This is a genomic window from Cupriavidus sp. SK-3 (assembly GCF_000611145.1).
Lineage (GTDB): Bacteria > Pseudomonadota > Gammaproteobacteria > Burkholderiales > Burkholderiaceae > Cupriavidus.
Window position 1 is genome coordinate 50,347 of the sequence record NZ_JFJV02000102.1, and the last position, 12,210, is coordinate 62,556.

A 12,210-nucleotide genomic window follows, 5' to 3' on the forward strand; every position below is an offset into this window, starting at 1 on the left:
CGGCCGCAAAGCCAGCCACCGGCAAGGGCGCCAGGAATGCCGCCAAGGCCGAGCCGGCACCGGCCGGCAACACGGTCGGCAAATGGTTTGGCGGCCTGTGGGCCAGTGTGCGCGACGAGCTGATGCAGGTTATCCGCATCCGGCGCGTGGACGATGCCCAGGCCTTGCTGCTGACCGGCGACCAGGGCTGGTTCCTGCGCGAGAACGTCAAGCTGCGCCTGCTCAATGCGCGGCTGGCGCTGCTGTCGCGCAACGAGCCGGTGTTCCGCAATGACCTGGCGGCCGCGCAAGCCATGCTGGGGCGCTATTTCGACACCAAGTCGCGCCGCGTGCAGGCCGCGCTGACCCTGCTCAAGCAGGCCCAGGCTGGTGCCGTCACGGTGCAGTTGCCGACCATGGCGGAAAGCCTCGGCGCGCTGCAGGCGCTCAAGAAGGAGTAGCGCATGCGGCTTCTTTTCTGGGTGGCTATCCTGTTTGGCGGCGCGGTCGGGCTGGCGCTGTTCACGCAATTCAACCAAAGCAACGTGGTCCTGTTCTACCCGCCTTACCGGGTCGAACTCTCGCTGAACCTGGCACTGGCGCTGCTGCTGCTGACGTTCTTCGTGGTCTGGACCATCCTCACCACCGTGCGGCACCTGTCCGAGATGCCGGCGCGCGCCGCCGCGTATCGCGAGCGCAGCCGCATGAACCGGGCGCAGGCCGCCTTGCGCGAGGCGATCGAGAACCTCTTCGCCGGCCGTTTCGCCCGCGCCGAACGCACCGCGCGTGAAGCCCAGGCCTGGCCCGAGCAGGCTCAGACCGCGGCGCTGATCGGCGCGCGCGCGGCACACCGCATGCAGGAAACCGAGCGGCGCGATGCCTGGATGGCGCAGGTGACCGATCCCGAGCGCGAACAGGCGCGGCTGGTGTCGATGGCCGAGTTGCTGGTCGACGCGCGCGATGCCGACGGCGCGCTGGAAACCATCGCCCAACTGCAGGCGCAGGGCGCGCGCCAGATCCACGTGCAGCGTATCGCGCTGCGGGCTCACCAGCACCTGAAGAACTGGACCGAAGTCCTGCGCCTGGCGCGCTCGCTGGAAAAGCGCAATGCGCTGCATCCGGTGCTGGCGCTGCGCCTCAAGCAGATGGCCTGCGAAGCCCTGCTGGAAGAGCGCCGCCACGACAGCGACGCGCTGCATGACTTCTGGCGCTCGCTCTCGACCGATGAACGCCGTGCGGCCCGCATCGCCGAACCCGCGGCGCGCTATTTCGCCGCGCTGGGCCGGCAGGATGAGGCGCGCAAGATTGTGGAGGATGCGCTCAAGGTCAACTGGGATAGCCGGCTGGTATTGCGCTATGCGGAGTGCGCCGAGCCGGGACGCGCGCTGCCGCAGATCCAGCAGGCGGAGAAATGGCTGGCGCAGCATCCGGTTGATGCGGACCTTTACTTCACGCTGGGTGTGCTTTGCCTTGGAGAGAAGCTGTGGGGCAAGGCGCAGTCGAGTTTTGAGCGGGCGCTGCGCTATGCGGATGTGGATTCGCAGCGCAGGCTGCGGGTCCGGGCGCATCTGGCGCTGGCCAAGATGTTTGAGGAAACCGAGCGGCCCGACGAGGCGCAGAAGCACTATCGGGAGAGTGCGATCCTGGCGGCGTGAGCGTTTGGCTGGGGGGCTCCTCTCTCCCCCTGAGGGGAGCGGGAGAGACCGCCGCCGTCATGGCAGATGGTTTTGGCCCAGCCGGTCGGCTTCGTTCCGCGTCTCGGTTTTTTCAGGCCGGCCCAATCCTGGCCGTCTCCTTCACCACCGCATACCGCGCCAATGTCTCCTTCCGGGCAACGTCATGCTGGACGATGGGCCGCGGGTAGTGTTCACCGAGCCTGACTCCGGCCGCCAGCAGCACGTCCTCCGAAGCCGTCCACGGCGCATGTATGTACTTGTCCGGCAACCGCGCCAGTTGCGGCAGGTACTTCCGGATAAACCGTCCCTGCGGATCGAACTTTTCCGATTGCGTGGTCGGGTTGAAGATCCGGAAGTAGGGCTGGGCATCGCAGCCCGTGGACGCGGCCCACTGCCAGCCGCCATTGTTCGCCGAGAAATCGAAGTCGTTCAGCTGGTCGGCAAAGTACTGCTCCCCTCGCCGCCAGTCCACGCCCAGATCCTTGACCAGGAAACTCGCCACCACCATCCGCAGCCGGTTGTGCATGTAACCGCTTTGCCGGATCTGCAGCATGGCCGCATCCACCAGCGGATAGCCGGTCCGTGCGTCGCACCAGGCCTGGAAATAGCGCTCGCCGGTCTCGCCGCCGAGCCAGCGGATGGCGTCGTAGGCGGCGTGGAAGGCATGGCCCGCGGCAACGCGAGGATGGTGGTGCAGGATCATGAAATAAAAATCCCGCCAGATCAGTTCCGACAGCCAGGTAGCGGCGCCCGCGCTTTCCGCGCCGCCGCGCAGCATGGCGGCGTGGGCGGCGCGGGCCAGCGTCCGGATCGACAGGGTGCCAAAGCGCAGGTGGACCGACAGGTAGCTCGGGCCGCGCAGGGCGGGGAAGTCGCGCCGGCGCGCGTAGTCGCCCATGCGGCCGCAGAACTCGTCGAATAGCGCGTGGGCGCCGGCGCTGCCGGCGGGCATGGCGATCTCGGCGAGGTTGGAGGGAGCGAATCCCAGAGACGCCAGTGCAGGCAGCGGCCGCGCATACGGCCGGGGTACGGGAGCCAGCGTTTTCAGATATGGCTCGACCGGATAGGGCTTGAGGTCGAACGGCAGCAGCGCCTTGAGCCAGGCGTTCTTGTAGGGCGTGAATACCGAGAAGGGCTTGCCCTGGCCGGTCAGGATCTCATCCCGCTCGAAGATCACCTGATCCTTGAAGGTGAAGAAGGCGCAGGACTGGTCCGCCAGGGTTTGCCGCACCTCGGCATCGCGGGCCTGCGCGGCGGGTTCATAGTCGTGGTTGGCGAACACGGCTTCGGCGCCCAGTTCGGCGGCCAGCGCCGGAACGGCCTTGCGCGCGTGGTCGTGCAGCACGATCAGGCCGCCGCCGGCGGCGCGCAGGGCGGCATCGAGGGGTGCCAGCGAGGCGAGGATGAACTCCACCCGGCGATCGGCTGCCAGGCCGCGTGCCAGCAGCGGATCCAGGATCTCGCGGTCGAATACGAACACGCACCATACCTGGCGGCAGTGCTTGAGGGCATAATGCAGCGCCGCGTGATCGTCGGCGCGCAGGTCGCGCCGGAACCAGGCCAGCCCGCGCGCGAACCGCCGGTCGATCCGGTAGGGCTGGCGCGTATCGGCGGTGGGCGAGGGCAAGATCGGACGCTCCGGAAACGGGTGGAAGAAGCCTGTTACCCTACCATACCGGCAGGGGTGCGCCGCACCGCGGACTGCCCCCCGGCAAACCGGGCAGAGGCGCCGTTCCGGCGGCGCCGCACCAGTAATCCAGAATTCAGATATCAAGAAGCAAGCCATGGCCATGACACTCGACCGCATCCTTCAATCCCAGGGCTTCGGGACCCGCCGCTATTGTGGCGACCTGATCGGCGCCGGCCTGGTGGAGGTCGACGGCGTCCTGTGCGAGGATCCGGGCGCAAAGTTCGAAGTCGACGGACTGCGCCTGACCGTGGACGGCGAGGAGTGGATCGGCCACACCAAGGCCTACCTGCTGCTGAACAAGCCGGTGGGCTACGAATGCTCGCAACGGCCGCGCCACCATCCCAGCGTGTATAACCTGCTGCCGGTGCCGTTGCGCCAGCGCGAGGTGCAGGCGGTGGGGCGGCTGGACCAGGACACCACTGGCCTGCTGCTGCTGTCGGACGACGGCCAGTTCATCCATGCCCAGACTTCGCCCAAAAAGAAGGTACCCAAGGTCTACGAGGTGACAACAGCCGAGCCGGTCACCCAGGCTCAGGTCGATGCCCTGCTGGCGGGCGTGAAGCTGGACGACGAACCCGTGTCGATCGCTGCCGCCGCCTGCGAGGCCACCAGCGAGCGCAGCCTGCGCCTCAGCCTGACCGAAGGCAAATACCATCAGGTCAAGCGCATGGTGGCCGCGGCCGGCAACCATGTGGAAGCCCTGCACCGCAGCGCCATCGGCGGGCTCGTGCTGGAGCCGACACTGGCGCTGGGCGAGTGGCGCTGGCTCACGCCGGAAGACCTGGCCGCGCTCACGCGCAAGGAGTAGGGAAGAGGGCCGGCGGGAAAGCGCACCGGGAAGCATCGGGATGCTGCAATGCGGCATCTGCGAATCTTTTCCGGAAGGATGGCAACGATTTGATAAAATGCAGGGATGGCGACGCTGGAAGCCCCAATCAATCTCACCAATCAGTTCCTGATTGCCATGCCCGGCATGGCAGACCCGACTTTTTCGGGTTCCGTCGTCTACTTGTGCGAGCACAATGACCGCGGCGCGCTGGGCCTGGTGATCAATCGGCCTATCGACATCGATATGGCCACCTTGTTCGACAAGATCGACCTCAAGCTGGAGATCCAGCCGGTGGCGCAGCAGCCCGTCTACTTCGGCGGGCCGGTGCAGACCGAGCGGGGCTTCGTGCTGCACGATCCGGTCGGCATCTACGTCTCGTCCCTGGCCGTGCCGGGCGGACTGGAGATGACCACCTCAAAGGACGTGCTGGAGGCCGTGGCCAACGGCAGCGGCCCGCACCGCTTCCTGCTCACGCTCGGCTATGCCGGCTGGGGCGCGGGGCAGCTCGAGGAAGAACTCAGCCGCAACGGCTGGCTGACTGTCCAGGCCGATCCCGAAATCATCTTCAGCGTGCCGCCCGAGGAGCGCTTTGCCGCCGCCATCCGCCTGCTGGGCATCGATTTCACCATGCTCTCGGGCGAGGCCGGGCATGCCTGAGGCAGGGGCGGCGCCAGCGCCGCGCCCGCTGCCCACCGACGGCACCGTCCTGGCATTCGATTACGGCGAAAAAAAGATCGGCGTCGCGCTTGGCAACTTTGTCACGCGTGAGGCCCGTGCGCTTGTCATCATCCCCAACATCACCGTGGAAGGCCGCTTCGAGGCCGTGACCGCGCTCATCAAGGAATGGGCGCCGGTGCAACTGGTGGTGGGCATGCCGGTCAACCCGGACGGCACCGAGCAGCCATCGATGCGGCTCGCGCGCCGCTTCGGCAATCAGCTGCACGGCCGCTTCGGGCTGCCGGTGGAGTGGGTGGACGAGCGCTACACGTCGATCGCCGCCGAGATGGCCGGCGCCCGCAAGGGCGCGCTCGACGCCGAAGCCGCCAGCATCATCCTGCAACAGTACTTCGACCAGCATCCGCTATGACCCAGACTTCCTCTCCCGACGCCGAGGCGCTCTACCATGCGCTGCGTGACCAGGTGCAGGCCGCGCTGCCCGCCGCCGAACGCACGCAATGGTCGGTAGCCGGCATCTACTCCGGTGGCGCCTGGATTGCCGAGCGGCTCGCCGCGGACCTGCAGCTGGCGGCCCACGGCGTCATCAACGTCGCCTTCCACCGCGACGACTATGCCAAGAAGGGCCTGCATAGCCAGGCCCAGCCGACCACGCTGCCCTTCGACGTGCAGGACCGCAAGATCCTGCTGATCGACGATGTGCTGGCCACCGGCCGCACCATCCGCGCTGCCGTCAACGAATTGTTCGACTATGGCCGCCCCGCGCGCGTGGCGCTGGCGGTGCTGGTCGATCGCGGCGGACGCGAACTGCCGGCGGCCGCCGATTTCGTCGCCGCGCACGTCGACCTGCCGCCCGGTACCACGCTGGTCCTGTCGCACGAGGGTACCGGCACGGACATGCGCTTTGCCTTCGCCAACGAGTCCACCGGCAACTAAGCCCGCCCAGCCAGACACGCGCCCCGCGCCCCGGTAACGGGGCGCCAGAAACGCACGCTCCAGACCAGTCAATCGCCACCGCCCGGCCCTTTCTACCTGCCATGATCAAGACGTTCCGCAACCCGCAACTGACCAAGAACGGCGAGCTCAAGCATTTGCTTTCGATCGAGGGCTTGTCGCGCGAGATGGTCGCGCACATCCTCGACACTGCCAGCCAGTTCGTCTCGCTGTCCGACTCGGACCGCGATGTGAAGAAGGTGCCGCTGTTGCGCGGCAAAAGCGTGTTCAACCTGTTCTTCGAGAACTCCACGCGCACCCGCACCACCTTCGAGATCGCCGCCAAGCGGCTCTCGGCGGACGTGCTGAACCTGAACATCAACGCCTCGTCCACCAGCAAGGGCGAATCGCTGCTCGACACCATCAACAACCTGTCGGCGATGTCGGCCGACATGTTCGTGGTGCGCCACGCCAGTTCCGGCGCGCCCTACCTGATCGCCGAGCATGTCGCGCCGCATGTGCATGTCATCAACGCCGGCGACGGCCGTCACGCGCACCCCACGCAGGGGCTGCTCGACATGTACACCATCCGCCATTACAAGAAGGACTTCACCAACCTGACGGTCGCGATCGTGGGAGACATCCTGCACTCCCGCGTGGCGCGCTCCGACATCCATGCGCTGACCACGCTGGGCGTGCCTGAAGTGCGCGCCATCGGCCCGCGCACGCTGCTGCCCTCGGGGCTGGAGCAGATGGGTGTGCGAGTCTTCCACAATATGGAAGAGGGGCTCAAGGGCGTGGACGTGGTGATCATGCTGCGCCTGCAGAACGAGCGCATGAGCGGGGCGCTGCTGCCGTCGGCGCAGGAGTACTTCAAGGCCTACGGCCTGACGCCGGAGCGCCTGGCGCGGGCGAAGCCCAATGCCATCGTGATGCACCCCGGCCCGATGAACCGCGGCGTGGAGATCGACTCCGCCGTGGCGGATGGCCCGCAATCCGTGATTCTCAACCAGGTGACCTTCGGCATTGCGGTACGCATGGCCGTGATGGGCATCGTGGCCGGAAACCACGACTGATATCGCGACTGATAGCGCCCGGCCGACAAGGTCCAGGCAAGCCAGAACAACCGAATACAAGCCAAGCGACACGATATGAAGATCCACATCAAGGGCGGCCGCCTGATCGACCCGGCCGCGAACGTCGATGCGCAGCAAGACCTTTACATCGCCGCCGGCAAGGTCGTCGGCGTGGGCAGCGCGCCGGCGGATTTCCATGCCAACAAGACTATCGACGCCACCGGGCTGATTGTCTGCCCCGGCCTGGTCGACCTCTCCGCGCGCCTGCGCGAGCCCGGCTATGAATACAAGGCCACGCTGGAATCCGAAGTGGCGGCAGCCACCGCCGGCGGCGTGACCAGCCTGGTCTGCCCGCCCGATACCGACCCCGTGCTCGACGAGCCCGGCCTGGTCGAAATGCTCAAGTACCGCGCCCGCACGCTCAACCAGACCCACGTCTACCCGCTGGGCGCGCTGACGCTGGGCCTGAAGGGCGAGACGCTGACCGAGATGTCGCAACTGACCGAGGCCGGCTGCATCGGCTTCTCGCAGGCCGAGGCGCCGATCCGGAATACCCAGGTGCTGCTGCGCGCGCTGCAGTACGCGCAGACCTTCGGCTTCACGGTATGGCTGCGCCCGGAAGATCCCTACCTCGGGGGCGGCGTGGCCGCCAGCGGCGCGGTGGCATCGCGCCTGGGCCTGTCCGGCATGTCGGTGATTGCCGAAACGGTGCGCCTGCACACCATCTTCGAGCTGATGCGCAGCAGTGGCGCGCGCGTGCACCTGTGCCGGCTGTCCTCGGCCGCCGGCATTGAACTGGTGCGCCAGGCCAAGCGCGAAGGCCTTGCGGTGAGTTGCGACGTCAACATCCATCACGTGTCGCTGACCGACATGGATATCGGCTACTTCAACTCGCAGATGCGCTTCTCGCCGCCGCTGCGCAGCGCGCGTGATCGCGACGCCATCGTGGCAGGTCTTGCCGATGGCACCATCGACGCCCTGTGCTCGGACCACACCCCGGTGGACGACGATGAAAAACTGCTGCCCTTCGCCGAGGCCTCTCCCGGCGCCACCGGGCTGGAGCTGCTGCTGCCGCTGACGCTGCGCTGGGCCGAGGAGCACAAGGTCCCGCTGTCCAAGGCGTTGGCCCGCATCACCGCCGAACCGGCCCGCGTACTGGGCCTGGCGGCCGGCACGCTGAGCGCTGGCAGCGCGGCAGATATCTGCATCTTCCATCCCGAGCAGGAGTGGAAGGTCGAGCGGCGCGCGCTCAAGAGCCAGGGCAAGAATTCGCCGTGGCTGGGCTACGAGATGCGCGGCCGCGTGCGTGCCACGCTGGTCGGCGGCCACGTCGTCTACGAACTGCACTGAGCGTCATGCCGGGCCGAGTGGACACGGGCAAGACGATTCACGCAGGCCCGCCGGCGGGGATTGCATGATCTGGCTACGGAAAACCGCTTTGATCCTGCACCTGCTGCGCGGCCTGGTCACCTGCGCCGTGCTGTTCCCGTGGCTGGGTGTCGAGTCGCGCCAGTGGCATATCCGGCGCTGGTCGCGCCGGCTGCTGGGGATCTGCGGGGTCACGGTCGAGTTGCAGGGGCTGCAGCCTGGGCAGGCGCCGCCGCATGGCGCCATGGTGGTTTGCAACCACATTTCGTGGCTGGACATCTACGTCATCAACACTTGGCAGCCCGTGCGCTTCGTGGCCAAATCGGAAATCCGCGACTGGCCCGTGATCGGCTGGCTGTGCGCGCAGACCGGCACCATCTTTATCGAACGTGCGCGCAAGCGCGATGCGCACCGCGTACTGCATGCGATTACCGACGTGATGCTGCAGGGCGACCTGGTTTGCGTGTTTCCCGAGGGGACGACCACGGATGGCGCCAGCGTGCTGCCGTTCCACGCCAACCTGATGCAGGCGCCGATCTCGGGCGGGCTGCCGGTGCAGCCGGTCGGGTTGGCCTACCTGGATGCCGCGACCGGCCAGCCGACCGCCGCACCGGCATATATCGGCGACCTGACCCTGCTGCAGACACTTGACGCCATCTTGCGGGCGCCGCCGATCATCGCCAGGCTGTGCTTCGCGCCAGCCCTGACCGCCACCAGCGCCAGCCGGCGCGAGCTGGCCGAGGCCGCCCGGGAAGTGGTAACCCACCTGAGTCAGGGCGCGCAACAACATGCCGCCGAACTGGCGGGGCGGGTCAATGGCGGCGCCGGCAACGAACGTGCCTTCGGCGAAGTGGGTGAGGGGGCGGATTCACCCGAGCCGGCTGCCACGCCGTAAGCCAGCCCGTGCGCGGCCGCTGGCTCAGGCGAGCGGATCGCAGTATTGCGGGCAGTCCACCTGGATCAGCGAGCGCTGCGCCGGATCCGTCGCCAGCCGCGCCGCCGTGAGCTTGCCGCCCCAGACGCAGCCCGTGTCCAGCGCCATGAGGTTGGGGCGCATCACCAGCCCAAGCGTGGACCAGTGTCCGCAAACCACGGTGGTGTCTTCGGTCAGGCGGCCGGGGACGTCGAACCAGGGCATGTGGCCCGTGGGCGTGCCGCCCGGACCTTCCTTGCTCTTCAGGTCCATCACCCCATCCGCGCTGCAGAAGCGCAGGCGGGTGAGGGCGTTGACCACGACGCGGTGACGCTCAATGCCGCGCAGGCCTGCATCCCATCGAACTGCCACGTTCCCGAAGATGTCGGCCAGGAAAGCTCGCCAGTTGGGGCCGCGCAGCGCTTGCTCCACTTCCGACGCCAGCTCCATGGTCTGCTCGGCCGTCCACTGCGGCAGTACGCCGGCGTGCACAAGCAGGAAACCGTTTTCACGGATGGCCAATGGGCGGTGCCTTAGCCATGTGAGCAATTCATCGCAATCCGGGGCTTCAAGAATATCGTCCAGGGTGTCGCTGCGGCCGCGCTTGCGTACACCGGCGGCCACGGCCAGCAGGTGGATATCATGATTGCCGAGCACGGATTCGGCGCGCTCGCCAAGCTGACGGACCAGGCGCAGCGTGCGCGCCGAGGCCGGGCCGCGGTTCACCAGGTCGCCTAAGAAGCGGAGCTGGCTGTCGGCGGGCAAGCGCTGAAAAAGGAGTTCGTCAAGCGAACCTGCGCAACCCTGGAGGTCGCCGATAGCAAAATGATGTTTATCGATCACAAAAATAAATTGCCTGAATGATCACACACGTAAAACGGTTTGAATTGGCAACATTGTGCGGAAATTTTCGATGGGACGTTACAACAGGCTACAAAAAGATGCCTATTCCGGGTAAGGCCCTGCCCCCGGTCGGATAGAATACCGCCACTTCTGCAGGTACTTAAGATCCCGCCGTCCCCACAATGGACCAAGGCGGGCGCTCGGCATTGGTCGGGTCCTCGAAATATATCGATAGGCAGGGAGCACAACTTTTGTCTCATATTCTCGTTACGGGCGGTGCGGGGTTCATCGGTGCCAACTTTGTTCTGAACTGGTTCGGCACCGGGGCTACCGACGGCATTGTCAATGTCGACAAGCTCACCTACGCAGGCAACCGCAAGACGCTTGCCTCGCTGGATGGCGACGCTCGCCATGTCTTCTCGCAGACGGATATCTGCGACCGCGCCGCGCTCGACCAGTTGCTGACGACCTACAAGCCCCGTGCCGTGGTGCATTTTGCCGCCGAGAGCCATGTCGACCGCTCCATCCATGGCCCCGGCGAGTTCATCCAGACCAATATTGTCGGCACCTTCACCCTGCTCGAAGCCGTGCGCGCCTACTGGAGCGCGCTCGATGACGAAGCCAGGGCATCCTTCCGCTTCCTGCACGTCTCCACCGACGAGGTCTTCGGTTCCCTCGAAGCCGGCGATCCGCAATTCTCCGAGACCACGGCCTACGCGCCCAACAGCCCCTATTCGGCATCGAAGGCTGCATCCGACCATCTGGTACGGGCCTACCACCACACGTATGGCTTGCCGGTTCTCACCACGAACTGCTCCAACAACTACGGGCCCTATCATTTCCCCGAAAAGTTGATCCCGTTGATCATTGCCAATGCGCTCGGCGGCAAGCCCTTGCCGGTTTATGGCGATGGCCTGAACGTGCGCGACTGGCTGTATGTGGGCGACCACTGCGCCGCCATCCGCGAAGTGCTGGCGCGAGGCCGCCTTGGCGAGACATACAACGTGGGCGGCTGGAACGAGAAGACCAATCTCGACGTGGTCCACACGCTTTGCGACCTGCTCGACGAACTGCGCCCGAAGGCGGCCGGTTCCTACCGGGATCAGATCACCTTCGTCAAGGATCGTCCGGGCCATGATCGGCGCTATGCCATCGATGCGCGCAAACTGGAGCGCGAACTCGGCTGGAAGCCGGCCGAGACATTCGAGACCGGCATGCGCAAGACCGTTCAGTGGTATCTGGACAACCAGGGCTGGGTGCAAGATGTGATGTCCGGTGAATACCGGAACTGGGTGGCAAAGCAATATGCCGCATAAGGCACAAAATATTCCTACTCTTCTTGTAACAGGAAGCAACGGCCAGGTCGGATTCGAACTCCGCCGGAGCCTTGCGCCGCTTGGCAATGTGATCGCACTGGATCGTGCCGCTTGCGATCTCTCGCGTCCGGACACCCTACGCCAGCTGATTCGGCAGTACCGGCCCGATGTGATCGTCAATCCTGCCGCCTATACCGCGGTGGACAAGGCCGAGACGGACGCCGACACCGCGTTTGCTGTCAATGGCGCCGCCGCCGGCGTGCTGGCCGAGGAGGCAAAGGCGCTTGGCAGCCTGCTGGTGCACTATTCGACCGACTATGTGTTCGATGGCCGCAAGGCGGGCCCCTATGTCGAACTGGATGCGGTCGACCCGCAATCCATCTACGGCAAGAGCAAGCTGGCTGGCGAGCAGGCTATCGCGGCGTCCGGTGCTACTGCGCTGGTGCTCCGCACCTGCTGGGTGGCGGGCGCCCATGGCGGCAACTTCGCCAAGACCATGCTCAAGCTGGGCCGCGAGCGAGATAGCCTGCGTGTGATTGCCGACCAGTTCGGCGCGCCGACCACGGCAGCGCTGATTGCCGACGTGACCGCGCAGATCATTGCCCGCCACTGGCTGGCGGGCGATCGCGCCGCCTTCCCGGCCGGCATCTATCACCTGGCGGCCGGCGGCGAAACCACCTGGCACGCCTATGCTACTGAAGTGTTGCGCTATGCGGCATCCAAGGGCGTAGCATTAAAGGCGAATCCCGAGAGCATTGTGCCGATTCCGGCTAGTGAGTATCCACTACCAGCTCCTCGGCCCGCCAATTCGCGTCTTGACACGAGCAGGCTGCGCGAGACCTTCGACATCCATCTTCCGGATTGGCAGCAGGGAATACATCTCCTGCTCGACCAGATCCTTTCCTGATCTCA

At 66.0% G+C, this 12,210-nt stretch carries 13 protein-coding genes; 11 read left to right on the plus strand and 2 right to left on the minus strand.

Features of this window, described 5'->3' with window-relative positions; all coding sequences use genetic code 11:
• Together CF70_RS10255 and CF70_RS10260 are read left to right on the plus strand one after the other, a co-directional pair.
• Nucleotides 1–440, plus strand: a 440-nt coding sequence (locus tag CF70_RS10255; RefSeq protein WP_035863782.1) for a uroporphyrinogen-III C-methyltransferase, incomplete at its 5' end; no start/stop codon positions are given.
• A 3-nt stretch (nucleotides 441–443) separates the two neighbouring features.
• Nucleotides 444–1,634, plus strand: coding sequence for a heme biosynthesis protein HemY (locus tag CF70_RS10260; RefSeq protein ID WP_035863784.1), 1,191 nt, complete (start codon nucleotides 444–446; stop codon nucleotides 1,632–1,634).
• Nucleotides 1,635–1,746: 112 nt separating this feature from the next.
• On the opposite strand, the gene CF70_RS10265 is transcribed toward CF70_RS10260, so the two are convergent.
• Complete coding sequence (locus CF70_RS10265) at nucleotides 1,747–3,282, minus strand: cryptochrome/photolyase family protein (protein ID WP_035863786.1); 1,536 nt, start codon at nucleotides 3,280–3,282, stop codon at nucleotides 1,747–1,749.
• Nucleotides 3,283–3,445: 163 nt separating this feature from the next.
• On the opposite strand from CF70_RS10265, the gene CF70_RS10270 reads away from it, so the two are divergent.
• The 7 genes from CF70_RS10270 (at nucleotide 3,446) to CF70_RS10300 (ending at nucleotide 9,121) form a co-directional block, all read left to right on the plus strand.
• Entirely contained in the window at nucleotides 3,446–4,153 is a 708-nt protein-coding gene (locus CF70_RS10270) for a pseudouridine synthase (protein WP_200876729.1), read from the plus strand.
• A 105-nt stretch (nucleotides 4,154–4,258) separates the two neighbouring features.
• Nucleotides 4,259–4,831, plus strand: coding sequence for a YqgE/AlgH family protein (locus CF70_RS10275; protein ID WP_035863791.1), 573 nt, complete (start codon nucleotides 4,259–4,261; stop codon nucleotides 4,829–4,831).
• On the plus strand, nucleotides 4,824–5,261 hold the full coding sequence (gene ruvX, locus CF70_RS10280) for a Holliday junction resolvase RuvX (RefSeq protein ID WP_035863793.1): 438 nt from the start codon (nucleotides 4,824–4,826) through the stop codon (nucleotides 5,259–5,261). The genes CF70_RS10275 and ruvX overlap by 8 nt, the downstream gene beginning before the upstream one ends.
• Nucleotides 5,258–5,785 (plus strand): bifunctional pyr operon transcriptional regulator/uracil phosphoribosyltransferase PyrR, encoded by a 528-nt coding sequence (gene pyrR, locus CF70_RS10285; protein WP_035863795.1) that lies wholly within the window; start codon nucleotides 5,258–5,260, stop codon nucleotides 5,783–5,785. The genes ruvX and pyrR overlap by 4 nt, the downstream gene beginning before the upstream one ends.
• A 101-nt stretch (nucleotides 5,786–5,886) precedes the next feature.
• A complete protein-coding gene (locus CF70_RS10290) occupies nucleotides 5,887–6,858 on the plus strand; it encodes an aspartate carbamoyltransferase catalytic subunit (RefSeq protein ID WP_035863796.1) in 972 nt (323 codons plus the stop codon).
• Between the two features lie 75 nt (nucleotides 6,859–6,933).
• Nucleotides 6,934–8,208, plus strand: a complete 1,275-nt coding sequence (locus tag CF70_RS10295; protein WP_035863798.1) for a dihydroorotase — start codon at nucleotides 6,934–6,936, stop codon at nucleotides 8,206–8,208.
• Nucleotides 8,209–8,272: 64 nt separating this feature from the next.
• Complete coding sequence (locus CF70_RS10300) at nucleotides 8,273–9,121, plus strand: lysophospholipid acyltransferase family protein (protein ID WP_035863800.1); 849 nt, start codon at nucleotides 8,273–8,275, stop codon at nucleotides 9,119–9,121.
• 24 nt (nucleotides 9,122–9,145) lie between these two features.
• On the opposite strand, the gene CF70_RS10305 is transcribed toward CF70_RS10300, so the two are convergent.
• Nucleotides 9,146–9,988: a symmetrical bis(5'-nucleosyl)-tetraphosphatase gene (locus tag CF70_RS10305; protein WP_414629442.1), complete on the minus strand. Its 843-nt coding sequence runs from the start codon at nucleotides 9,986–9,988 to the stop codon at nucleotides 9,146–9,148.
• A gap of 245 nt (nucleotides 9,989–10,233) precedes the next feature.
• Between CF70_RS10305 and rfbB the strand changes: the two genes are divergently transcribed.
• Entirely contained in the window at nucleotides 10,234–11,298 is a 1,065-nt protein-coding gene (gene rfbB, locus CF70_RS10310) for a dTDP-glucose 4,6-dehydratase (protein ID WP_035863803.1), read from the plus strand.
• Entirely contained in the window at nucleotides 11,288–12,205 is a 918-nt protein-coding gene (rfbD, locus tag CF70_RS10315) for a dTDP-4-dehydrorhamnose reductase (RefSeq protein WP_035863805.1), read from the plus strand. Before rfbB ends, rfbD begins: the two co-directional genes overlap by 11 nt.
• Nucleotides 12,206–12,210 lie beyond the last annotated feature (5 nt).